The sequence below is a fragment of the Saccharothrix saharensis genome (assembly GCF_006716745.1).
Classification (GTDB): Bacteria; Actinomycetota; Actinomycetes; order Mycobacteriales; family Pseudonocardiaceae; genus Actinosynnema; species Actinosynnema saharense.
Map to the genome: position 1 here is coordinate 4,147,876 of NZ_VFPP01000001.1, position 22,054 is coordinate 4,169,929.

Here is a 22,054-nt window from a genome sequence, read left to right on the forward strand (position 1 = left end):
CCGATGCTACGGGGCTGCCTCAAGCAACGTCCGTACAGCGCCGAGCTGCCGGTAGGGCTGGAGCTGGGGCAGCAGCTCGCGTACCCGGCGTTGGTTGCGGCCGGAACCGGTCTGGACAGCCAGCTCCCAGGCTTCGAGCGCAGCAGTGGCAGCAGCCTCGGGTTCGACGGCTGAAGTGTGGCCGGTGCGCGACGGCATCAGGCGAGCGATGGCCAAGTCGATAAGCGTGCCGGAACGCTCACGGACGTAGTGCACGGGCAACGCCTGGACGGCTTCCTCCAGCGCGGTCACCGCAGCCGCACCATCGCCCAGCCGCACGAGGCAGCGCCCCTTCAGCCGCATGATGTGCTCAGCCCCGTTGTAGAACCCGAGCCACGCCGGTACGTCGGGCTTGGTCGACGCCATCGAACAACCGCTCAGCCTTAGCGAGCGCTGCTGCTCCTGCCCGATGGTCTCCCGCCAGGGCGTACGCCTCCCCGATGGCTTCCGACAGCCAGGAGTGGACAGCTTGGCTGATGCCGAAGCGCGGGTTCTCCGCGAGGTGCAACGCTGCCAGCAGCAAGCGCACCGCGTCCGGCCCTCGCCCCGCGTGCAGGTGGATGTAGCTCATGATCCCCAGCACGTAGGCATGGAGCTGGGCTTCCTCGCCTTCCTGTGCGCTGGACAAGGCCAGTGAGGTGTAGCGCCGGGCTGCGCCGTAGTCCTGGTGGTCGATCGCCAACCAGGCAGCGAGCTGGGCAGTGTCACCAAGTACCAGGGCGAACCGCTGGTAGTGGGATGACGGCACGTTGTCCGCCATGCTCATCAGGCGGTTGAGCTGCGAGACGGTCTGCTCGTACACCGCTGCCGAACCGGCCTGGTAGTCGATCTGGCGGTAGGCACTTGTCAGCGCTTCGTACTGCGTCAGTAGCTCGGCTTGGACCACTCGTGGCGAAGGCACCACGACGGCGGGCGGACTCGCATGTTGCGTCGCCGCAACGCTTTCGACCTCGGGGTGCAGCAGCTCGTCCAGCTCGTTCATCGTGATCTTCAGCAGCCGAGCCAGCTTCGGGCGCTGGTATGGCAGCGGCTCTCGCGTGCCCTGCTCCCAGCGGGCCACCGTGGAGCGGTCAACGTGCATGACTTCCGCGAACGACTCCTGAGTGAAGCCAGCGGCCTTCCTCGCCCGGACAAAGCCGGTTCGCCGTACTGCCATCGGATGACCTCCTGGCGCTGGCTGCCGCATTCCGCAGTGCGGGTTGTGCCTGGTCAAGCGTAGCGGTGCATCCGGCTGGCCCCGTTCGGGCGATACGCCGGCCTTACAGCGGCGCTGGGCGTCGCCCCTCGGGGATTCCACCCTTGATCACGGCCCCAGCGCCAGGCAAGCCCCCGGTGGAGATGCCTCCCGAAGTCCCCGGTGGTCCCCGCGCCGCCTGGTGCTGGGCCACCCGACGACAACACCCAAACGCCGCAAGAGAGCAGTGATCATGCCGCCCCGACATACACCCGTGTCCACATAGGACAGGTACGCCAGGGATGTCGCACACCGTCCGCTTGCGTACCGACGTCTTCACCAAGGCTGCGCGACTTGCGGGCTTCCGCTCGGACTACGCGCTTGCCAAGGCGATGGACGTCAACCGCTCCACGGTTGCACGGGTGCTGAGCGGCGAGCTTCAGCCCGGTCCGGCGTTCATCGGCGGCGCGCTCATCGCCCTCGCGCCCATGCAGTTTCACGACCTGTTCGAGGTCGTACCCGCTTCCACTTCCACAGACGATTCCTCGACAGAAAGGCAAGGCAGTGCCGACCAGCACGCCGAACACCGAACCGTCCACGACCTTGCAGGCCGCCCTGGCCCACGCCGAACTGGGCTGGCCCGTGATACCGGGAGCCATCTGGCATGACGGACACTTCGCCAGTCCGGTGGACGAGCTGCCCGTCACCAGTCCGTGCCTGCGCCCCATCAAGGCAGCCACCACCGACGCCGAACTGGTGCGCGAGTGGTGGTCGACGCCTGGGCTGCACCAGCCCAACGTCTTCACCGTGACCGGTCCGGAGGTGGGCGCGTTCGCGGTAGCCGAGTCACTGGTCATGACGCTCGCGGATGACCCGTGGTTCGCTGGTCTGCCGACGCCGGTGCTGGCCTTCCCGAACATGCCCATCGCCTACTTCCTCGTCCGACCGCCGATGCCCTCGGTGCTCATGAGCGACGAAGCGCGGGTCATGAAGGCCGGGATGCCGATGCCCCTGCCACCCAGCGCACTGGAGACCACGCCGGTGATCTGGCTCGTCACCCCCGAACAGGCGGGCAACCGCCTGATGCCCGGTGACGCCCTGGCCGACCTGATCCAGAGCTACGAGAAGAGGAAGAGCGCGTGACTGAGCTGGCCGAACGGACGCCACCGACCATCACCCGACTGCCGTGGAGCGCGGAGGAGTTCACCAGGCTCATGCGGGAGCTGGCCGTGTCCGAAGTCCCACGGCTGTTCGCGCTCGTGGAGGAGTACGGCGAAGGAGAAGACGCCCGCGTTGCGGGCTACGGCCTGGCCTACGCCGACCGGGTTGACGTCAACTCCGTGGAAGGCGACTTCCAACTGAACTCCGAGAGTGCGGAGCGTGCCCGGACGCTGTTCGAGATCTCCTCACGGTCGACGGGGGTTTCACGGGTGCACGTGGTGTGGCTGGACGAGACAACCACTGCGGCGCATCAGGGCTAAAGCGACGCCCAGCAGACGACTCGGAGGAGGCGACCCCGTGCGTGAGGGCTACCTCCTCCGTCTGCCTGTGGGGACGTGCTGCTTCCTGGCGCCCTCAGATGGAGGGACGTGATCGCCGTGGGTGCACACCACGGGCGTGGACCGCAGTCGGTGACCGTGGCAGAGCTGGCGGAGCGGGCACCAACGTCCAGCTCAGTGACGACATGCGGCAGCAGTACGCGCGGAACCTCGAAGAGTTGGAGCGCAAGGAGGACTATCTCCTCGACCTCGCGGCCGACCAAGGCCGGTCGAAGGAGAAGCTGCGCGTCAAGATCGACGGCATCCGCGCGGAGCGATCAGAGATCGAGAGCACGTCGGCAACGTGCCGGACAGCAGCTCGACGCTGGCCGTGACGTGTCCCTTGCCGCGCTCACGCTTCTGGAACAGCCCGCACGGGCCTACGAACGCGGCAACGCGACTGTACGCACCATCCTGAACCGGGCGTTCTTCACAAAGCTGTAGGTCGACGGCGAGAAAGTCATCGAGCACCAGGCCGAAGAGCCCTTCGACACTCCAAGAGCGGCGTACACCGTCTACCTCAGCAACCGGACAGCCGTCACGACCCAGCGGAAGGCCGACGGCGCGCACAACAAAAAGGGCTCACCCCATCTGACCTATGAGGGTCAGATGGGGTGAGCCCCCTGTGGTGGAGCTGAGGGGAATCGAACCCCTGACCTACTCGATGCGAACGAGTCGCGCTACCAACTGCGCTACAGCCCCGTGTTCTGTTGTCGTGCGGGGGAAGCATATCAGTAGTCGGGGGGTGGTTTTGCCACCCCCCTCTACTCACCCGACGCCCGCCGGTACGGGAGGGCTTCGGGGCCGTCCAGCTCGACGAACAGCGGGTCCTCGTCGTCCGGGTCCACCACGACGGTGCCGGGGCGCGGCTGGTGCTGGAAGCGGGGCTGCGCGGGCAGACCCGGCTGGTCACGGGGTTGCTCGGCGTCCTCGGCGGACGACGTGGTCGCGGCGTGCCGCCGGGGGTCCGCGGCGGCCTGCCGCGTGGCCGGGCGGCGGCGGGACTGGGCCAGCCTGGCCTGGCGTCGGGCGCGGATCTCCTCCTCGATCCGGACCTGCCGGCGCAGGTAGCCGAGGTAGGAGACGAGCGTCACGTCGACGGCCGCGTGGCCCCACCAGACCAGCGGGTAGAGCACGCCCGCGACGATGCCCGTGACGAGGGCCAGGAGCAGCAGCGTGCCGACGACGCGGCGGCGGAACGCGTACTTCGCCTGGGCCACGATCGCGGCCGTCTCCGGGTCGTAGCCACCGCGGCCCGGGCGGAACGGCCGGTGCTCGACGAAGTCCAGGTCCGGCTCGTCGTAGTCGTCGTAGTCGTCGAAATCCGGGTCGGCCTCGGGCATGGCGTCGTACTCCTCCTCCACGCCGCCGCGCGAGGCGTCGGCGCGCTTGCGCGCGACCATGGGCACGAGGACGACCAACCAGGCCACGACCAGTCCCACGACGATCAGCGAGCTCGGCATCCCCGTCACCTCCCCCTACCCCGCGGCGCGCTCGGTGGTGCGCTCGCCACGCTAGTCACAACAGTCACACCTGTGTCGGAGGCACGCCGACTGGCGTACGTACCAAAGTGTGGTGTATCACCCACTTTCGGGTGATCCGAATAAGCCGGTCGGCCCGCAGATCAGGCAGTTCGGGCGTATCCCTGTGCGACCAACCGGCGTACCAATCCCTCCGGCGACGCCTCCTCGGCGGTCATCGCGAAGCACAGGTGGTCGCGCCAGTCCCCCGCCACGTCGAGGTACCGCAGGAACAGGCCCTCCTCGCGGAACCCGGCCTTGGCGAGCACCCGGAGGCTGGCCCGGTTCTCCGGGCGGACGGTGGCCTCCAGCCGGTGCAGGCCGCCCTCGCCGAAGCAGTGGTCGACCACGAGCGCCAGCGCCGCCGTGGCCACGCCGCCGCGCGCCCGGTCGGCCGCCACCCAGTAGCCGACCCACGCCGAGCGCAACGACCCGCGCACGATGTTGCCCACGGTGATCTGACCGGCCAGCTCGCCGTCCACGGTGATCACGAACGGCAGCGCCTGGCCGCGCCGGGCCAGCGACTTGAGCGACGACCACTGCGGCGGCCACGCCAGCGGCGCGTTGCGCTCGTGCCAGCCCTCGGCGGCGGTGGGCTCCCAGTCCTCCAGGTACGCCCGGTCGCGCAGCCGGGCCCGCGACCACGCCGAGGCGTCCATCAGCTTCGGCGGGCGCAGCGCCACCAGGCCCGCGGGCACCCGCAGCGGGCCGAGCCGCGCGGGCCAACCGGGGTGCCGACCACCGTCACCCGCGAAACTCATCCATCCCCACCGTGCTCGTCCCCGGTCGGACCGTCATCCCCGCTGCGCCAGGAAGCTGACCACGACCTCTTCGCCGACCGCCACGTCCGTCACGTCCTCGTCGACCATGATCAGGCAGTTCGCCTCGGCCAACGACGCCAGCAGGTGCGACCCGGAGGTACCCAGCGGCTGCACCAGGTACTCGCCGTTGTCCGCGTCGCGCAGCAACTGGCCGCGCAGGTAGCCGCGCCGCCCCTTGGTCGAGGTCAGCGGCGACAGCAGCCGCGCGCTGACCGCCCGCCGGTACGGGTTGCGCTTGCCCAGCGCGGCCCGGATCAGCGGACGCACCAGCACCTCGAAAACGACCAGCGCGCTCATCGGGTTCGCGGGCAGCAGGAACGTCGGCACCGCGTCCGGTCCGAGCCGGCCGAAGCCCTGCACCGAACCGGGGTGCATGGCCACCCGCGTCACGTCCACGTCGCCGAGGTCGGCCAGCGCCGCGCGCACCTCGTCGCCGATGACGCCCCCGACGCCACCCGCGACGACCACGATCTCCGACAGCAGCAACCTGCCCTCGACGACCTCGCGCAACCGGCGGGGGTCCGGCGACTGGATGCCGACCCGGCTGACCTCGGCGCCCGCGTCCCGCGCGGCGGCGGCCAGCGCGTAGGAGTTGACGTCGTAGACCTGCCCCTGGCCGGGGGTGCGGTCGACGTCGACCAGCTCCTCGCCGATCGAGATCACCGACACCCGCGGCCGGGGGTGGACCAGCACCTTGTTGCGGCCGACCGCGGCGAGCAGCCCCACCTGGGCCGCGCCGATCGACGCACCCCGGCGCACCGCCACGTCACCGGTCTGCACGTCTTCGCCGGCGCGCCGGACGAACGCCGCGGACGGCACGGAGCGGTGCACCGTCACCTTCGCCGCGTGCCCGTCGGCGTCACCGCGGTTGGTGTAGCCGGCGGGCACCACGGCGTCGGCCAGGGTCGGCAGCGGCGCGCCGGTCGCGACCCGGACCGCCTGACCGGGTTGCAGCCGTCTGGGCTGGCGGGACCCCGCCGGGATCTCGCCGACCACGGGCAGCGTGACCGGTTCCTCGTTCGCCGCCTGCACGTCGACGCTGCGCACCGCGTAGCCGTCCACGGCCGCCTGGTCGAACCCGGGCAAGGCGCGCTCGGCGACGACCTCCTCGGCGCAGAGCAGGCCCTGCGACTCGGAGATCGCCACCCGCACCGGGGCGGGCCGCACGGCGGCGGCGACCACCTTGGCGAGCTGCTCGTCCACTGACCTCATAAGTTGACCTCGTTTTAGGAGTTGGCGAGGCGTGCCCGCAACCACTCCCCCAGCTCGGGCCCGTAGTCGGGGTGCTCCAGTGCGAAGTCAACCGCAGCTTTGAGGAATCCCCCCGGATTGCCCAGGTCGTGTCGCCCACCGCGGTGGACGACGACGTGCACCGGGTGGCCCTCGTTGATCAGCAGCGCGATGGCGTCGGTGAGCTGCAGCTCGCCGCCGGCGCCGGGCGTGATGCGCTTGAGGGCGCCGAAGATCGCCCGGTCGAGGAGGTAGCGGCCGGCCGCGGCGAACGTGGACGGCGCGTCCTCGGGCTTGGGCTTCTCGACCATGCCGACGACCTGCTTGACGTCGTCGTCACCGGTGTCCTTGACGTCGAAGACGCCGTAGGCGGAGATCTGCTCCTTGGGGATGTCGAACGCGCACAGCACGCTGCCACCGAGCTTCTCGCGGACCGAGGCCATCTTCTTCAGCACGCCCGTGGGCAGCACGAGGTCGTCCGGCAGCAGGACGGCGACGGCCTCGTCCGCGCCGGTCAGGTTGCCCTCGGCGCAGGCCACCGCGTGGCCCAGGCCCAGCGCCTTGTCCTGGATGGCGGTCTCGACGGCGAGCAGGTCGGGCGCGCGGCGGACCTTCGCGAGCAGGTCGGACTTGCCGCGTTCTTCGAGCGTCGCCTCCAGCTCGGGCTGCGGGCGGAAGTACTCCGCGACCGCGTCCTTGCCGGGTGAGGTCACGATCACGAGCTTCGTCGCGCCCGCCTCGGCGGCTTCGGTGGCGACGAGTTCGATGCCAGGGGTGTCGACGACCGGCAGCAGCTCCTTGGGCACCGCTTTGGTGGTGGGGAGGAAGCGCGTGCCCAGGCCTGCCGCCGGCACGATTGCTGTCTGGAAGGCGCTCATGAGCTGCGAGCGTAACGGCGCGCTTAGGGTGACCTGCCATGACGTCCGGTGAACGTGATCGGAAGGCGACTCTGCGCACACGGCTGCGGGCCGGGCGGCGTGGCGCGGTGATGCCCTCGATGGCCGCCGAGGTGCTGGCCGCCGTGGTCGAGTTCGACGTTTCACCTGGTCAGACGGTGTGCGCTTATGTCGCTTCGGCGGTGGAGCCCGGGTCGTTGGCGATGGTGGAGGCGTTGCGGTCGCGCGGGTTGCGGGTGTTGCTGCCCGTGGTGGTCGGCGAGGCGTTGGACTGGGCGTCCTACGACGGGCGGTTGCGCGTGGGGGCGTTCGGGCTGCGGGAGCCGGTGGGGCCGTTGCTCGGTGCGGAGGCGGTCGGGTCGGCGGCGTTGGTGCTGGTGCCGGCTTTGGCGGTGGACCACGCGGGGGTGCGGTTGGGGAAGGGCGGCGGGTACTACGACCGGGTGTTGGGTTCGGCGGCGGGGCCGGTGGTGGCGGTGGTGCGGGACGAGGAGTTCGTGCCGTCGTTGCCCGCCGAGCCGCACGACGTCCGGGTGGACGCGGTGCTGACGCCGGGGCGGGGTGTGGTGCGGCTGCCGGTGCTGTGACGTTGACCTGTGATGTTTGCGCCACCTGTGCCGGTTGCCGCATCATCGGTGTTGGCACTCGTGACGCAGGAGTGCCAACCAGGACTCGTGGAGGGCTCACCGTGCCGACTTACCAGTACGCCTGCACCGAGTGCGACCACCGGTTCGAAGCGGTGCAGTCCTTCTCGGACTCCGCGCTGACCGAGTGCCCGCAGTGCTCCGGCAAGCTGCGCAAGCTGTACGGCGCGGTCGGTGTCGTGTTCAAGGGCAGCGGCTTCTACCGGACCGACAGCCGTTCGACGTCGTCCTCTTCTTCGACTTCTTCGGCGTCGTCTTCCTCGTCTTCCTCGTCGAAGTCGGACTCCTCCACGTCGTCGTCCAGCAGCGCACCGGCCGCCGCCGCGTCCTGATCGGAAGCTGTCCACAGGCCCCCGAGTTGTCCACAGCTCGGGGGTTCGCGCTGTCCCGAGGCGTCCGCCGTCCCTAACGTCGGACCCGTGCTACTCCACCTCAGAAGGATTCTCGCGGGCCTGTTGGCGCTGGCAGCCGTGGGTGTGGCCGTGCTGCCGGGCGAACCGGCGGTCGCCGTCGCGGTGGCCGCGCACGACCTGGCACCCGGCGTGCCGCTGGGCGCGGCCGACGTGCGGGTCATCGCCGTGCCGCCGTCGTTGTCGCCTTCGGGCGCGGTGTCGGAACGTGACGCGTTGGGCCGCAGCCTGGTCAGCGCGGCCCGTTCCGGCGAACCCCTGACCGACGCCCGCCTGACCTCGACCGACCCGACCGCGTCCTCGGTGGCCGTGCGCCTGTCCGACCCGGGCGTGGCAGGGCTGCTGCGGCCGGGGAGCCGGGTGGACGTGGTGGGCCCCGAAGCCACCGTCCTGGCCACCGACGCCTCGGTGGTCGCGGTGCGCGGCGGCGAGGTCGTCGTGCTCTCCGCCGACCGCCCGTCCGCCCACCGGATAGCCGCCGAAACCCTGTCCGGCCCCGTCGCCGTGATCCTGCGCTGAACCGCCCTCAACCCACCGCCTCACCTCACCGGCCCACCGCTTCACGCCCCCGGCGGCCCTGCCGCCCGCCCCGCTCGCCCACCAACCCACCGAGCCCCCGAGCCGGCGAACTCGGCCAGCCTGCCCGGTCGGCCATCAGCCCGGACCACCCCGACCAGCCACCACACCGGCGGACCCCCGACCAACGGACCGCCTACCCGACACGACCGGCCAATCGCCCAGCCGACTCCCCCGACCGGGCCGCCCGCGACGGGACTCCCGCCCGGGGATCAAGAACCGGCGAGCCCACCACAACCCGCCGTCCGCGCGCCCTGGCCGACGCAGGGCCGCCGCCGCGCAGCGCGGCCCGACCGCCCCTGCCCGACCGCCCCTGCCCGACCGTCTCGGTCGCGTCGTCCCTGCCGGGCCGGCCGGGGTGGCGATCTCCGGTCGGCGGAGGCAGGGTGCGGGGCGATCGAGGGTGGGGCGGTCGAGGGTGGCGCGGTGCGACACACGTGCCCGGAGCGTCACCGGGTCGGCCCTGAGGGTTACTCTCCGCTGACTCCCACCCATACCCCCGAACGGAGGAGCCGAACGTGATCAAGGGCTTCAAGGACTTCCTCATGCGCGGCAACGTGATCGACCTCGCTGTGGCGGTCGTCATCGGTGCCGCGTTCACGGCCATCGTCACCGCGTTCACCACGAACCTGATCAACCCGATCATCGCGTTGTTCGGCGGCAACAACGTGAACGGTCTGGCCGTGCAGCTCGGCAGCAGCGACAAGACCATCGTGGACTTCGGCGCGATCATCACCGCGGTGATCAACTTCCTGATCGTGGCCGCGATCGTCTACTTCATCTTCGTGCTGCCGATGAACAAGCTGAAGGAACGTCGCAAGCGCGGCCAGGAGCCCGGTCCCGCCGAGCCGACCGACGTCGAACTGCTCAAGGAGATCCGCGACCTCCTCGCCCAGCGCCAGCGCCAGGACTGACGCGTTCGGTCCGACGACAGCGGACGTCGCCGGGCTCGCCGGCACCGCCCGGTCACCCGCCGACGTCCCCTCACGCGCCCGGACCGGCCGCGTGCGCGACGGAGGCGGCCCAGCCGGACCAGGCCTGCGTGAGCGGCACCTCCCGGAGCGGGCCGGGTCGGCTGGTCGGCGGCGAAGGCCTGGTGGTCGACGCCGGTCGCGGCTAGCCGCCGTGGTGCGGTGGTCGGTTCTCCTCGTACCACCGGTCGTCGCGGGCGGTCGGGTGGGGGTCGTCGGATGAGGTCTCCGGGAGCACGTCGCCGAAGACCTCGGCCAGCCGACGACGCCGCGCCGCCTCCGCCGCGGCCGAGGCGGCGGTGGGGGCGGGAGTGGCGTCGTCGGCCGGCTCGGTCACGACTCGTCCAGTCCCGACAGCTGCTCGATCACGTACGGCACGAGGGCGGACAACGTCGCCATGCCGTCGCGCACCGCCGACCGCGAGCCGGCCAGGTTCACCACGAGGGTGCTGCCGGACACGCCGACCAGTCCCCGCGAGATGCCCGCGTCGACGGCACCCGCCGCCAGCCCCGAGGCGCGCAACGCCTCGGCGATGCCGCTGATCGGCCGGTCGAGCACACCTTGCGTGGCGTCCGGTGTGACGTCGCGCGGCGACACGCCGGTGCCGCCCACGGTGACGACCAGGTCGACACCACCGATCACCGCGGTGTTCAGCGCGGCGCGGATGCCCACGACCTCGCCTTCCACCGCGACCGTGCCGTCGACGATGAACCCTGCTTCCTCCAGCAACTCGGTGACCAGCGGTCCTGTGCTGTCGTCGTGCTCACCGTGCGCCACCCGGTCGTCCACGATCACGACAAGGGCGCGTCCCAGTCGCTGCGCGCTGCGTTCCATGAGCGCCACCGTAGCCAATCGGCGGATCTGACGGTTCCGTGACGTCACGCTGTCGCCCCGCCCGATCGCGCCGGTCCACCCCTAACGTCGGTGACGTGCGCGTTCTCCTCACCGGCGGTGCCGGGTTCATCGGCTCACACGTCGCCGACCAGCTGACCGACCACGACCACGACGTCGTCGTGCTCGACGCCTACCTCCCCCAGGCCCACCGCGACCGCCCTCCGGGCGCGAGTGACATCACGGACCTCGACACGGTGAAGAAGCTCCTCGAAGGGGTGGACGTCGTCTGCCACCAGGCCGCCGTGGTCGGCCACGGCCTCGACCCGTCCGACGCGCCCCTGTACGCCCGCAACAACGACCTCGGCACCGCCGTGCTGCTCGCCGCGATGCACGAACTGCGGATCAGGCACCTGGTCCTGGCGTCCTCGATGGTGGTCTACGGCGAGGGCCGCTACGAGTGCGCCGAGCACGGCGTCGTCCGAGCCGCGCCGCGTCGCCGGGCCGATGTGGACCAGGGCCGCTACGAGCCACCGTGCCCGCACTGCGGCAGCCCCCTGGAGCCGCGCCTGGTCCCCGAGGACGCCCCGCCGGACCCCCGCAGCACGTACGCCGCCAGCAAGCTCGCCCAGGAGAACTACGCCGCGGCCTGGGCCCGCCAGACGGGCGGTGCGGTGTGGGCGCTGCGCTACCACAACGTCTACGGCCCGAGGATGCCGAAGAACACCCCGTACGCGGGCGTGGCGAGCCTGTTCCGCAGCGCGCTCGAACGCGGCGAAGCGCCCACGGTCCTCGAAGACGGCCGCCAGCGCCGCGACTTCGTGCACGTCACGGACGTGGCGCGGGCCAACGTGCTGGCCCTCGGGCGCCCGGCCGCCCCCGGCACGTTCACCGCGCTCAACATCTGCTCCGGCGAGCCGCGCACCGTCGGCGACCTCGCCACCCACCTGGCGCGGGCGTGCGGCGGTCCGCTGCCCCGGGTCGTCGGCGGCGCGCGGCCGGCGGACGTGCGGCACGTCGTCGCCGACCCCGCCAAGGCCCGCGACCTGCTCGGCTTCCGCGCCGCGACCCCCTTCGCGGCCGGGGTCAAGCAGTTCGCAACGGACCCGCTGCGCTGAGCGGCAGCCGCACCTCGAACCGGCAGCCGTTCCCGTGGTTGCGGGCGTCGATGGTGCCTTCGTGCGCCTCCACCAGGCCTCGCGCGATCGCCAGCCCCAGCCCGCCGCCGACCGGCTGCCGGTGCGGCGCGCCGCGGAACGCCACGTCGAACACCCGCGGCAGGTCGGCCTCCGGGATGCCGCCGCAGCCGTCGTCCACCCGCAGCAACGCCGACGAGCCGTCCACGTCCACCTGGATGGCCACCGTGCCGTCCGGCGGGGTGTGGCGGATCGCGTTGGACAGCAGGTTGCGCACCACCCGGGCCAGCTCCGGGTCGCTGCCCAGCACCACCGGCCACGTCGCCGCGTCCGCCCGCAGCCGCACGCCCTTGCGCGACGCCACCGGGCTCTCCGCCGCCACCACCTCGCTGACCACGTCCGCCAGCGGCACCTCCGACAGCGTCAGCCGCAACGCGCCCGCCGTGATGCGGGACAGCTCGAACAGGTCGTCCACCATCCCGGACAGCGCCTCCGCCTCGGTGGAGATCCGCCCCGCGTACTCGGCGACCTCGTCCCGCCGCGACACCACGCCGTCCGCCAGCGCCTCGGCCATCGCCCGGATGCCGGCCAGCGGCGTGCGCAGGTCGTGGCTGATCCACGCCACCAGCTCGCGCCGCGACGCCTCGGCGGCCCGTTCCCGCGCCCGCGCCTCGCTCTCCCACACGCTGCGCCGCGCCAGCGCCCGCCCCAGCAGCACCGCCGTCGGCACCGTCACCAACGCCACCAGCAGGCACACCAGCACGGTCGTGGTGAGGATCGGGGTGAACATGAACCCGCTCACCGCGAGCACGCCGCCGACCGTCGCCACCACCGGCACGATCGCCAGCACGGTCAGCGCCGTGGCCAGCGACCCGCTCGACAGCCGCCGCAGCACCACCGCTCCGAGCAGCGCCAGCGGCAACGAGAACAGCACCGCGTAGGGCAGGATGTGGTAGATCTCGACCAGCATCACGCACCGCCGTCGTACCGGTAGCCGACGCCCCACACGGTGGCGATCCGCACCGGCCGGGCCGGGTCGGGCTCCACCTTCTCCCGCAACCGTCGCACGTGGACGGTCACGGTCGACTGGTCGCCGAACTCCCAGCCCCACACCCGCGACAGCAGCTCGGCGCGGCTGACCGCGGCACCGCGGTTGGTCAGGAAGAACACCAGCAGGTCGAACTCGCGGGTGGTCAGCGACAGCTCCCGCCCGTCCAGCCACGCCGCCCGCGCGCCGACGTCCACCCGCAGCCCGCCGTCGACCAGCACCGACGACGACCGCGCCGCCACCACCCGCGACCGGCGCAGCACCGACGTCACCCGCAGTGCCAGCTCGCGCGGGCTGAACGGCTTGGTCACGTAGTCGTCCGCGCCGAGCTGGAGCCCGGCGATCCGGTCCTCCTCCTCGCCCAGCGCGGTCAGCATCACCACCGGCACGGCGCTGCGCACCCGCAGCCGGCGGCACACCTCCAGCCCGTCCACGCCGGGCAGCATCAGGTCCAGCACCACCAGGTCCGGCTCGCGCTCGGCGAACCGCCGCAACGCGCTCTCGCCGTCGCCCACCAGCGCCACCTCGTACCCGGCCAGCTCCAGGTACCGGCGCACCACGTCGCGCACGGTCACGTCGTCGTCCACGACGAGGACCCGCCCGGTCGTCTCACCCATGTCCGCGCCTCACCAGTTGGTCAACAGGAGGTGGTTGACCGCGAGCGCGGTCACCGCTTGCGCCGCCGGCCACATCCGCCGCCGGTCCGGCACGAGCACGACCAGCCACACGGTGAACGGCAGCCAGATCCGTTCCACCTCGGCCTTGCTCAACCCGGACAGGTCGGCGGCCAGGATCGCCACCGCCGCCGCTGCCGCCAGTGTGACCGCAGGCCCCCGCCACCGTGCCGCGAACGGGGCGAAACCGCAGGCGAACACGGCCGCGGCCAGGTCGGCCCACACCCAGTAGCCGTAGGCGCGGGGCGTGGCGATGCCCTGGTAGTACCGCTCGACGACCAGGTGGTAGCCGTCCAGCCACCAAAAACCCAGCGCCGCGAACACCGCCACCACGGCCGACGCGCCCAGCACGGCCACGCCGATCCGCCGCCAGTCGGGCCACAGCACGACCAGGGCCGGCACGCCGATCAGCACCAACCCGTACGACAGGAACACGGCGAAGCCGAGCACCACGCCACCCGCCAACGCACGTCGGGTCGCCAGCAGCGCGATCCCGCAGGCCGCCACGCCCGCGAACAGCCCGTCCGCCGACACGCCCATCCACACCGCGCCGGGGAACAGCGCCACGAACGGCAGCACGGCCCGCGCGTGGTCCTCGGAGACGTGCGCGCGCACCGTCACCGGCACCGCGACCGCCGTCAACGCGCCGACCAGCACCACGAACGCCGACGCCCACGCGCCGCCGGACAGGCCGACCCGGTCCAGCCCGATGAACACCAGGAACGCGCCCGGCGGGTGCGCGGAGACGTGCGTGGTCCACGAGTCGGGCTGGTGGTCGAGGATGCGGGAGGAGAACTCGCGCAGCATCGCGCCGACGTCCGTCACGCCCGGCACCTCGTGCAGGTACTCGTGCTCGGTGGTCAGCCGGCCGGCGAAACCGCGTTCCCAGCCGTCCACCAGGGCCAGCGAGAACGTCCACGCCACGGCGGTCGCGTACACCGCGCCCAGCGCCGCGCGCCACGACAGCCGCCCGGCCAGGCCCGGGCCCCACACGACCACCGACAACGCCACCAGCACCGCCAACGGCGTGCCGATGCCGACGTGCGGCAGCCAGTGGGCGAACAGCGGCGGGGCGGGGGCGTGGACCCGGTCGTAGGGCAGGAGCGCGCCGACCACGACGGCCGCGGCGACCAGGGCCGCAGCGGCCAGGACACGGAGCACACGCCCACCGTAGGGCCGGGCGAGGGGGCGTCGCGCGGTCGCGGCGGCATCCGTCAGCGGTCCGTAAGGACTGCCGCACACGTCATGATTCGGTAAGCGGCACAAGGCTTTCCGATCGTCCACCCGGGATCATGCTGGGTGGCGTGGACGACATCGACGTGGTGCTGCCCTGCCTGGACGAGGCGGCGGCGTTGCCGGGCGTGCTGCGGGCCATGCCCGCCGGCTACCGGCCTCTCGTGGTCGACAACGGGTCGCGTGACGGCTCGCCGGACATCGCCCGCTCGTTGGGCGCCGAAGTGGTGCACGAGCCCAGGCCCGGTTACGGGGCGGCCGTGCACACGGGCATCGAGCGCGCGCGCTCCGAGGTGGTGTGCGTGCTGGACGCGGACGGTTCGCTGGACCCGCGCGAGCTGCCGGACCTGGTCGCGCTGCTGTCGGGTGCGGAGCTGGCCGTGGGGCGGCGGGTGCCGGAGGCGGGTAGTTGGCCGTGGCACGCCCGGGCCGGGAACGCGGTGCTGGCGTCGTTGGTGCGGCGCAAGGGGCTGCCGGTGCGGGACATCGCGCCGGTGCGGGCGTTCCGGCGGCGCGACCTGCTGGACCTGGACGTGCGGGACCGGGCGTTCGGCTACCCGTTGGAGCTGCTGCTGCGCGCCGCGGCGGCCGGGTGGCGGGTGGTCGAGCGGGACGTGCGGTACGGGCCGCGTGCGGCGGGCACGAGGTCGAAGGTGTCCGGCTCGGTGCGCGGGACCGCGCGGGCGGTGCGGGACATGGCGGCGGTCACCCGGAGGGGTGTGCGCTGATGACCGCCACCGCGAGCCTGCTGGTCGTGGCGAAGGCGCCGGTGCCGGGTCTGGCGAAGACCCGCCTCTGCCCGCCCGCGACACCGGAGGAGGCGGCCGGGATCGCCGCCGCCGCGCTGCTGGACACGCTCGACGCCGTGCTCGGCACGCCCCTCGTCCGGCCGGTGGTGGCGATGACCGGGTCGCTCGGCGACGCGTGCCGGTCGGCCGGTATCCGCGCGGTGCTGCGGCACTGCACCGTGCTGGCGCAGCGCGGCGGGTCGTTCGCCGACCGGTTGGCCAACGCGCACGCCGACACCCACCGCGCGCACGGGCTGCCGGTGTTCCAGATCGGCATGGACACGCCCCAGCTCACGCCCGCGCTGCTGGCCGGGTCCGTCGAACGGCTGGCCGCGCACGACGCGGTGCTGGGCCCGGCCGCCGACGGCGGGTGGTGGGCGCTCGGGCTCAACGACCCGCGGGTGGCCGAGAACCTGCGCGCGGTGCCGATGTCCCGGCCCGACACGGGCGCGCTGACGCTGCGGGCGTTGGGCGACCGCGACACCGGCCTGCTGCCCGTGCTGTCCGACGTGGACGACATGGCCACGGCCCGCGAGGTGGCGGCCCTCGTGCCGCGCACGCGGTTCGCCGCCGCCCTCGCGCGCCTGGGAGCACTGCGGTGACCGCGTTCGACGTCGGGCTCAGCGGCGCGCGGTGCCGGCTCGAACTGTCCGGCGGCGAGCACGTTCCGCTGCCGGTCGACCGGTGGCACGGGGACGCCGACGACGCCGACCGCGTGCTGCTCGACGCCTGCCGCGGGCCGACCGTCGACCTCGGCTGCGGGCCCGGGCGGCTGGTCGCGGCCCTCGTCCGGCGCGGGGTGGTGGCGCTGGGCGTGGACAACTCGCCGCTCGCCGTCGCCCTCACCCGGACCAGGGGCGGACCCGCCCTGCACCGCGATGTGTTCGGCCGGCTGCCGGGCGCCGGCCGCTGGGCGCACGTGCTGCTCGCCGACGGCAACATCGGCATCGGCGGCGACCCGGTCGCCCTGCTGCGCCGCGCCCGCGCCCTGCTGCGCCGGCGCGGCAGCGTGCTGGTCGAGGTCGAGCCGCCCGGCTGCGGTGTGCGCCGGGAACGCGCCCGGGTTTCCGGTGGCGCGTGGTTCGACTGGGCCCGGGTCGACGCGCGGGCCGTGACGCCGACCGCCGCACGGGCCGGTCTGGCCCTCCGGTGGCTGGTCGAGCGCGACGGGCGCTGGTTCGCGGAGCTGGTGCGGTCGTGAAGCGCGCGTCCAGCCCGCACACCGCCACCCGCATCGGCCGGTGGCTGGGCGTGGCGTTCGGCCTGTGCTTCGTCACCGGCCTGCTCAGCCACCACCTCCAGCACCCGCCCGGCTGGTTCGCCTGGCCCACCCGCCCGGTCGACCTCTACCGGGTCACGCAGGGCGTGCACGTCACGGCGGGCGTGGCCGCGGTCCCGCTGCTGCTCGCGAAGCTGTGGACGGTCTACCCGAAGCTGTTCGAGCGGCCGGTGGTGCGGTCGCTGCCGCACGCGCTGGAGCGCGGCGCGCTCTTCGTGCTGCTCGGCGCGTCGTTCTTCGAGCTGGTCACCGGCCTGTTCAACGCCGCGCAGAACTACCCGTGGCGGTTCTTCTTCCCGACCGCGCACCACGCCGTGGCGTGGGTCGCCGTCGGGGCGCTGCTCGTGCACGTCGCGGTCAAGCTGCCGCTCATGCGCACGCCCGCCGAACAGGTCCGCCGAGGCACGCTCAGCCGACGCGGCTTCCTGCTCACCGCGGGCGGTGCGGCGGCGGTGGGGGTGCTGGCCACGGCCGGTGGCACGGTGCCGTGGCTGCGGACCGTGTCGGTGCTGGGTGCGCGGTCGGTCGGGCTCCCGGTCAACCGCACGGCCGCCGCCGCCGGCGTGTCCGCGGTGGACGACGGCTGGCGGCTGGTCGTCGGCACGCGCCGGTTCTCCCGACGGGAGCTCGAAGCGCTGCCCCAGACCACGGCCGAGCTGCCGATCGCGTGCGTCGAGGGTTGGAGCGCGTCGGCCCGGTGGACCGGCGTGCCCGTGCGCGACCTGCTGGCGCTGGCCGGCGTGGAGCCCGGTGACGTCCGGGTCGAGTCGCTGGAGCGCGACGGGCTCTACCGCGCGAGCACGCTGCCCGCCGCGCACGCCCGCGACCCGTCGACCCTGCTGGCGCTGCGCGTGGACGGCGCGACCCTGCCGCTGGACCACGGCTACCCGTGCCGACTGATCGCGCCGAGCCGACCGGGCGTGACGCAGACCAAGTGGGTAACCCGACTGGAGGTCATCCGATGAGGTGGGTGATCGGCGCGGTGGGTGTCGTCATGGGTCTGTATGGCGCGCTCCTCCTGCTCCCGCTGGTCGACGTGGACCTGGTGCTGTGGTTCGTCGCGGGCCCGGTCGTGCACGACGTGCTGCTCGCGCCCCTGGTCGCCGGTGCGGGCCTGCTGGTCGCCCGGTGGGTGCCGAAGCCGTGGCGAGCGGCGGTGCTGGTCGGCGGCACGCTCACCGGTGTGCTCGTGCTCCTGGCCGTGCCGCTGCTGTGGCGGCCGTTCGCGGGCTCGCCCAACCCCGGCCTGCTCGACCGCGACTACCCGGTCGGGTTGCTCGTGGCGGTCGCCGTGGTGTGGGCGGCGGTCCTGGTGGTCACCGCGGTCACGCACAAGGGGCCGCGTGCCGACCGGTGAGGGGATCCCGGTCGGCGCGCGGCCTCCGAACCGGCTCGGGGCACGTGAGCCGGGGCTGGTGCGGGTGCTAGCGCACCTCGACGGGTTGGCTGCCGAGCGTCACCTCGACCGAGCGGTCCCGGCCGACGGTGAGCTGCACCTTGTCGCCCGGCGCGCGGGACCGGACGGCGGCCACGAGGGCGTCGGAGGTGTCGATGGGTCGGTCGCCGAACTCGGTGATCACGTCACCGACCTTGATGCCGGCCGCCTCGGCCGCGCCGCCGCCGGTGACGTTGCGGACCAGCGCGCCGCCCTCGGGGGCGTTGGTGACCTGGACGCCGAGCACGGTCTGGTTCGCCTTGCCGGTCTCCGACAGCTCCTTGGCCGTGCGGCGGGCCTGGTCGATCGGGATGGCGAAGCCGATGCCGACCGAGCCGCCCTGCGCGGACTGGCCGGAGTTCGGGCTGTAGATGGCCGAGTTGATGCCGACGACCTGGCCGCGCATGTTGACCAGCGGGCCGCCCGAGTTGCCGGGGTTGATCGCGGCGTCGGTCTGGATGGCGTTGAGCACGGTGTCCTCGCCGCCCTGCTGGCCGCCGGCGCGGACCGGGCGGTTGAGCGAGCTGACGATGCCGGACGTGACCGTGCCGTTGAGGTCGAACGGTGATCCGACGGCCACGACCTGCTGGCCGATCCGCAGGTCGCCGGAGTTGCCGAGCTCGGCGGTGGGCAGGCCGGAGACGTCCTCCACCTTGACCACGGCCAGGTCCGACGTGGGGTCGCGGCCGACGATGCGGGCGTCGAACGAGCGGCCGTCCTGGAGCTGGACCTTGATCGGTCCGCCGGCGGCGGCGCTCTCGACCACGTGGTTGTTGGTGAGCACGAGACCGTCGGAGCTGAGCGTGAACCCGGACCCGGCACCGCCGCTGACCTGCACCTGCACCACGGTCGGCAGGACCTTCTGGGCGACCTGCTCGATCGAGCCCGCGGGCGCGTCGGAGCTCTGCTGCGCGGGCGGGGTCTGGTCGAGGGCGTTGGTGACGGGCCGGGCCTCCTCGGCGGCCTGGAAGCCGACGTACCCGCCGACACCGCCCGCGACGCCGCCCACGGCGAGCACCAGCGCGGCCACGCCCGCGACGACCTTGCCGCGGCCCTTGGCGGGGCGCGGTGGCGCGGCGACGGAGCCGGGCGGCGCGTAGTAGGGGCCCGACGCCGCCGCCCCGGAAGGGGAGTGGGGCGGCGGCGAGCCGGGGTGGTCCGGGGCGCCGGTCTGCGGAGCGCCGAACGGACCCGTGTGCTCCGGGCGGTGGAAGCCTCCCTGCCAGGCTCCCGGTCCGGAGCCCGGCGTTCCGGCGCCGCCCTGCACGACGCCGGAACCGCCGGTTCCGGTCTGGCCGGCGCCGCCCTGCACAGCACCGGCCACACCTGCCCCGATCGGACCGGTGCCGCCCTGCACGGCACCCGCCTGACCGGTTCCCGGCACGCCGGCGGCACCCTGCGAGGCGGCCGACGAGCCGAAGTCATCCGGGCGACCGGAACGCGCGTGCGCCTCCGGCGACCCGGGCACGGGCTCGGCGGCGCTCGGGTGAGCGGCCGGCGAGCCGGAGTTCGAAGCGGCAGCGGTGGTCGTCACGCTGTCCGGGTAGAGGTCGGCCGGGCGGCCGGTGTTCCCCCGCGGAACACCCGCCGGCCCCGCCTCCGGCCGGTCGGCCCCTGCCGCCGACCCGCCGGTCACGTCCTCCGGGTGCCCCGCGTCCCCCTGCCAGGCGCGCTGCGCACCGGTGGACCCCGACGCACCGGCGCCGCCCTGCACGGCGCCGGTGTCCGGCCGACCAGCACCCTGCTGCTGGAGACCGGCGTCGTCATGACCCAGCCCGGCGGCGCTCCCCCGCGCCCACGGGCTCTGCGGCTGAGGCGGCTGCGACTGCGAGGGCTGCTTCGGCTGCTCGTCTTCGGTCATGTCCACCACTCTGCGGTGCCCGCCTGAGAGCAGCCTTAAACGAAACTGGGCATCACTTGTGAGTCGACCCGAAGTTTCCCCCGCGCAGCCGCTCGGCGATCTGCTCCGGCGTCGCGTCGTTCACCCAGACGCCCATGCCCGACTCGGACCCGGCCAGGTACTTGAGCTTGTCCGCGGTGCGCAGCACCGAGAACACCTCCAGGTGCAGCCACGCCAGGTCACGACCGGTGCGCACGGGTGCCTGGTGCCAGGCCGCGATGTAGGGCAGCGGCCGGTCGTAGAGGGCGTCCAAGCGGTGCAGCACGGTCAGGTAGAGGGCCGCGAAGTCGTCCCGCTCGGCGTCGGTCAGCGCGGGCAGGTCCGGCACCTGCCGGTGCGGGACCAGGTGCACCTCGACCGGCCAGCGGGCCGCGGCGGGCACGAACGCCGTCCAGTGCTCGCCCTTCGCGATGACTCGGGTGCCGGCCGCACGTTCGGCGGCCAAGATGTCACCCATCAGTGGACGACCGTGTGACGCCTGGTAGTCCGCCGCGACGGCGAGCATCCGCTCCGTCTTCGGGGTCACGAAGGGGTAGCCGTACATCTGGCCGTGCGGGTGCGACAGCGTCACGCCGATCTCTTCGCCCCGGTTCTCGAACGGGAAGACCTGCTCGACGCCCGGGGTCGCGTTCAGCGCGGCCGTGCGGTCCGCCCACGCGTCCACGACCGTGCGCACCCGCGACACCGGCAGCGACCCGAACGACGTGTCGTGGTCGGAGGTGAAGCACATGACCTCGCACCGGCCCACCCCCGCCGCCCGCGGCACCATCGGCATCCCGTCCACAGTGGACGGCAGTTCGGGCACGCCCTGCGCGAACGACGGGAACCGGTTCTCGAACACCACCACGTCGTAGCTCGACTCGGGGACCTCGGTCGGCTTGCCCGGCGTCGACGGGCACAGCGGGCACAGGTCCGCAGGCGGCTTGTACGTCCGGGTCTGCCGGTGCGCGGCCATCGCGACCCACTCGCCCGTCAGCGGGTCGCGCCGCACCTCCGACAGCGGCTGGGTGCGCGGCAGGTCGCGGGTGTCGACCGCGTGCCGCGGCGGCGCGTCCGGGGTGTCGTCGAAGTAGATGATCTCGCGACCATCGGCGAGCTTCCCGGCCGTGCGCCTCACGCCAGTTCCTCTCCGCGTCCCGGCACGTGCGCCAGGACCAGTTCGCCCACCTGCTCGCCGAGCACCGCGCGCGCGGCCTCCGGCAGCCTTTCGTCGGTCACCAGCACGTGCGCCTCGTCCAGCGCGGCGATGGTGGAGATGCCGACCGTGCCCCACTTGGTGTGGTCGGCGACCACGACGACCCGCCCGGCCGCGTCGACCAGCGCGCGGTCGGTCTCGCTCTCGTTCAGGTTGGGCGTGGTGAAGCCGGAGCGCTCGGCCATGCCGTGCACGCCGAGGAACACCACGTCCAGGTGCAGCGACCGCAGCGCCTGCACGGCCACCGGCCCGACCAGCGCGTCCGACGGCGTCCGCACGCCACCCGTCAGCACCACCGTGCGGTCGGTGCGCCCGCTCTGCTGGAGCACGTCGGCGACCCGGATCGAGTTGGTCACCACGGTCAGGTCGGGGATGTCGTCCAGGAACCGGGCCAGCGTCCACGTGGTGGTGCCGGCGGACAGGCCGATCGCCGTGCCGGGGCGCACCAGGCCCGCGGCGAACGCGGCGATGGCCTCCTTCTCCGGTAGCTGGCGCACCGACTTGGCCTCGAAGCCCGGCTCGTCGGTGCTGCGGCCGACCACGGACGTGGCGCCGCCGTACACCTTCTCCACCAGGCCGCGGGCGGCCAGCACGTCCAGGTCGCGGCGCACGGTCATGTCCGAGACGCCCAGCCGGACGACCAGGTCGCTCACCCGGACCGCGCCGGTGCGCCGGACCTCCTCCAGGATCACCGCTTGTCGCTGACGCGCCAGCAC

28 protein-coding genes and 1 tRNA gene are annotated in these 22,054 nt (G+C 73.0%); 14 read left to right on the forward strand and 15 right to left on the reverse strand.

The features are described from left to right. Positions 1-6: 6 nt before the first annotated feature. Both FHX81_RS17860 and FHX81_RS17865 read right to left on the reverse strand, forming a co-directional pair. Positions 7-405, reverse strand: coding sequence for an NsdA family TPR-like regulatory protein (locus FHX81_RS17860; protein ID WP_141979250.1), 399 nt, complete (start codon positions 403-405; stop codon positions 7-9). After that, a complete protein-coding gene (locus FHX81_RS17865; protein ID WP_141979251.1) occupies positions 350-1,195 on the reverse strand; it encodes a helix-turn-helix domain-containing protein in 846 nt (281 codons plus the stop codon). Before FHX81_RS17865 ends, FHX81_RS17860 begins: the two co-directional genes overlap by 56 nt. Before the next feature lie 320 nt (positions 1,196-1,515). Here FHX81_RS17865 and FHX81_RS42850 point away from each other — a divergent pair, with 320 nt between their 5' ends. From FHX81_RS42850 to FHX81_RS17885, 4 genes are all read left to right on the forward strand, one after another. Next, the gene (locus FHX81_RS42850) at positions 1,516-1,881 is read left to right on the forward strand and encodes a hypothetical protein (RefSeq protein WP_342787207.1); all 366 of its coding nucleotides are present in this window, start codon (positions 1,516-1,518) and stop codon (positions 1,879-1,881) included. Then, entirely contained in the window at positions 1,817-2,356 is a 540-nt protein-coding gene (locus FHX81_RS17875) for a bifunctional DNA primase/polymerase (RefSeq protein WP_170232088.1), read from the forward strand. Before FHX81_RS42850 ends, FHX81_RS17875 begins: the two co-directional genes overlap by 65 nt. Then, a complete protein-coding gene (locus tag FHX81_RS17880) occupies positions 2,353-2,694 on the forward strand; it encodes a hypothetical protein (protein ID WP_141979253.1) in 342 nt (113 codons plus the stop codon). The genes FHX81_RS17875 and FHX81_RS17880 overlap by 4 nt, the downstream gene beginning before the upstream one ends. A gap of 203 nt (positions 2,695-2,897) precedes the next feature. Beyond that, positions 2,898-3,086 carry a hypothetical protein gene (locus tag FHX81_RS17885; protein WP_141979254.1) on the forward strand — a complete coding sequence of 63 codons (189 nt, stop codon included), beginning with the start codon at positions 2,898-2,900 and terminating at the stop codon, positions 3,084-3,086. A gap of 291 nt (positions 3,087-3,377) precedes the next feature. Here FHX81_RS17885 and FHX81_RS17890 read toward each other — a convergent pair. The 5 genes from FHX81_RS17890 to FHX81_RS17910 form a co-directional block, all read right to left on the reverse strand. Further along, positions 3,378-3,453, reverse strand: a tRNA-Ala gene (locus tag FHX81_RS17890). Positions 3,454-3,515: 62 nt separating this feature from the next. Beyond that, a complete protein-coding gene (gene sepX, locus FHX81_RS17895; protein WP_141979255.1) occupies positions 3,516-4,214 on the reverse strand; it encodes a divisome protein SepX/GlpR in 699 nt (232 codons plus the stop codon). 161 nt (positions 4,215-4,375) lie between these two features. Next, on the reverse strand, positions 4,376-5,032 hold the full coding sequence (locus FHX81_RS17900; protein ID WP_141979256.1) for a GNAT family N-acetyltransferase: 657 nt from the start codon (positions 5,030-5,032) through the stop codon (positions 4,376-4,378). A 33-nt stretch (positions 5,033-5,065) separates the two neighbouring features. Continuing rightward, positions 5,066-6,304: a molybdotransferase-like divisome protein Glp gene (gene glp / locus FHX81_RS17905; RefSeq protein WP_141979257.1), complete on the reverse strand. Its 1,239-nt coding sequence runs from the start codon at positions 6,302-6,304 to the stop codon at positions 5,066-5,068. Positions 6,305-6,318: 14 nt separating this feature from the next. Beyond that, a complete protein-coding gene (locus tag FHX81_RS17910; protein ID WP_141979258.1) occupies positions 6,319-7,200 on the reverse strand; it encodes a UTP--glucose-1-phosphate uridylyltransferase in 882 nt (293 codons plus the stop codon). A 38-nt stretch (positions 7,201-7,238) separates the two neighbouring features. Between FHX81_RS17910 and FHX81_RS17915 the strand changes: the two genes are divergently transcribed. From FHX81_RS17915 to mscL, 4 genes are all read left to right on the forward strand, one after another. After that, complete coding sequence (locus FHX81_RS17915) at positions 7,239-7,805, forward strand: 5-formyltetrahydrofolate cyclo-ligase (protein ID WP_141979259.1); 567 nt, start codon at positions 7,239-7,241, stop codon at positions 7,803-7,805. Between the two features lie 101 nt (positions 7,806-7,906). Further along, a complete protein-coding gene (locus tag FHX81_RS17920) occupies positions 7,907-8,194 on the forward strand; it encodes an FmdB family zinc ribbon protein (RefSeq protein WP_141979260.1) in 288 nt (95 codons plus the stop codon). A gap of 87 nt (positions 8,195-8,281) precedes the next feature. Further along, complete coding sequence (locus FHX81_RS17925; RefSeq protein WP_141979261.1) at positions 8,282-8,791, forward strand: SAF domain-containing protein; 510 nt, start codon at positions 8,282-8,284, stop codon at positions 8,789-8,791. A 575-nt stretch (positions 8,792-9,366) separates the two neighbouring features. Beyond that, positions 9,367-9,762 (forward strand): large-conductance mechanosensitive channel protein MscL, encoded by a 396-nt coding sequence (mscL, locus tag FHX81_RS17930; protein ID WP_141979262.1) that lies wholly within the window; start codon positions 9,367-9,369, stop codon positions 9,760-9,762. 202 nt (positions 9,763-9,964) lie between these two features. Here mscL and FHX81_RS17935 read toward each other — a convergent pair whose 3' ends face one another. Continuing rightward, positions 9,965-10,156, reverse strand: a complete 192-nt coding sequence (locus FHX81_RS17935; protein WP_141979263.1) for a hypothetical protein — start codon at positions 10,154-10,156, stop codon at positions 9,965-9,967. Then, positions 10,153-10,653, reverse strand: coding sequence for a MogA/MoaB family molybdenum cofactor biosynthesis protein (locus tag FHX81_RS17940; protein ID WP_053719418.1), 501 nt, complete (start codon positions 10,651-10,653; stop codon positions 10,153-10,155). The genes FHX81_RS17935 and FHX81_RS17940 overlap by 4 nt, the downstream gene beginning before the upstream one ends. Before the next feature lie 95 nt (positions 10,654-10,748). Here FHX81_RS17940 and FHX81_RS17945 point away from each other — a divergent pair, with 95 nt between their 5' ends. After that, positions 10,749-11,768, forward strand: a complete 1,020-nt coding sequence (locus FHX81_RS17945) for an NAD-dependent epimerase/dehydratase family protein (protein WP_141979264.1) — start codon at positions 10,749-10,751, stop codon at positions 11,766-11,768. Here FHX81_RS17945 and FHX81_RS17950 read toward each other — a convergent pair. Genes FHX81_RS17950 through FHX81_RS17960 form a run of 3 tightly spaced genes read right to left on the reverse strand, consistent with a single transcriptional unit; the run spans position 11,737 to position 14,669 of the window. Beyond that, a complete protein-coding gene (locus FHX81_RS17950) occupies positions 11,737-12,756 on the reverse strand; it encodes a sensor histidine kinase (RefSeq protein ID WP_141983991.1) in 1,020 nt (339 codons plus the stop codon). The genes FHX81_RS17945 and FHX81_RS17950 overlap by 32 nt on opposite strands. Then, a complete protein-coding gene (locus FHX81_RS17955; RefSeq protein ID WP_211363504.1) occupies positions 12,756-13,451 on the reverse strand; it encodes a response regulator transcription factor in 696 nt (231 codons plus the stop codon). The genes FHX81_RS17950 and FHX81_RS17955 overlap by 1 nt, the downstream gene beginning before the upstream one ends. Before the next feature lie 9 nt (positions 13,452-13,460). Next, positions 13,461-14,669 carry a hypothetical protein gene (locus tag FHX81_RS17960; protein ID WP_246107865.1) on the reverse strand — a complete coding sequence of 403 codons (1,209 nt, stop codon included), beginning with the start codon at positions 14,667-14,669 and terminating at the stop codon, positions 13,461-13,463. Between the two features lie 152 nt (positions 14,670-14,821). On the opposite strand from FHX81_RS17960, the gene FHX81_RS17965 reads away from it, so the two are divergent. Genes FHX81_RS17965 through FHX81_RS17985 form a run of 5 tightly spaced genes read left to right on the forward strand, consistent with a single transcriptional unit; the run spans position 14,822 to position 18,165 of the window. After that, the gene (locus tag FHX81_RS17965) at positions 14,822-15,469 is read left to right on the forward strand and encodes a glycosyltransferase family 2 protein (protein WP_246108266.1); all 648 of its coding nucleotides are present in this window, start codon (positions 14,822-14,824) and stop codon (positions 15,467-15,469) included. Beyond that, positions 15,469-16,131, forward strand: a complete 663-nt coding sequence (locus FHX81_RS17970) for a TIGR04282 family arsenosugar biosynthesis glycosyltransferase (RefSeq protein WP_141979266.1) — start codon at positions 15,469-15,471, stop codon at positions 16,129-16,131. The genes FHX81_RS17965 and FHX81_RS17970 overlap by 1 nt, the downstream gene beginning before the upstream one ends. Further along, on the forward strand, positions 16,128-16,730 hold the full coding sequence (locus tag FHX81_RS17975) for a class I SAM-dependent methyltransferase (RefSeq protein ID WP_141979267.1): 603 nt from the start codon (positions 16,128-16,130) through the stop codon (positions 16,728-16,730). The genes FHX81_RS17970 and FHX81_RS17975 overlap by 4 nt, the downstream gene beginning before the upstream one ends. After that, positions 16,727-17,773: a molybdopterin-dependent oxidoreductase gene (locus tag FHX81_RS17980; RefSeq protein ID WP_342787208.1), complete on the forward strand. Its 1,047-nt coding sequence runs from the start codon at positions 16,727-16,729 to the stop codon at positions 17,771-17,773. Before FHX81_RS17975 ends, FHX81_RS17980 begins: the two co-directional genes overlap by 4 nt. Further along, positions 17,770-18,165 carry a hypothetical protein gene (locus tag FHX81_RS17985; RefSeq protein WP_141979268.1) on the forward strand — a complete coding sequence of 132 codons (396 nt, stop codon included), beginning with the start codon at positions 17,770-17,772 and terminating at the stop codon, positions 18,163-18,165. The genes FHX81_RS17980 and FHX81_RS17985 overlap by 4 nt, the downstream gene beginning before the upstream one ends. Positions 18,166-18,232: 67 nt before the next feature. Here FHX81_RS17985 and FHX81_RS42855 read toward each other — a convergent pair whose 3' ends face one another. The 3 genes from FHX81_RS42855 to FHX81_RS18000 are packed head-to-tail and all read right to left on the reverse strand — an operon-like array spanning position 18,233 to position 22,054. Then, a complete protein-coding gene (locus tag FHX81_RS42855) occupies positions 18,233-20,104 on the reverse strand; it encodes a trypsin-like peptidase domain-containing protein (protein WP_342787209.1) in 1,872 nt (623 codons plus the stop codon). Between the two features lie 52 nt (positions 20,105-20,156). Continuing rightward, the gene (galT, locus tag FHX81_RS17995) at positions 20,157-21,260 is read right to left on the reverse strand and encodes a galactose-1-phosphate uridylyltransferase (protein ID WP_141979269.1); all 1,104 of its coding nucleotides are present in this window, start codon (positions 21,258-21,260) and stop codon (positions 20,157-20,159) included. Beyond that, on the reverse strand, positions 21,257-22,054 hold the full coding sequence (locus FHX81_RS18000; RefSeq protein ID WP_141979270.1) for a DeoR/GlpR family DNA-binding transcription regulator: 798 nt from the start codon (positions 22,052-22,054) through the stop codon (positions 21,257-21,259). Before FHX81_RS18000 ends, galT begins: the two co-directional genes overlap by 4 nt.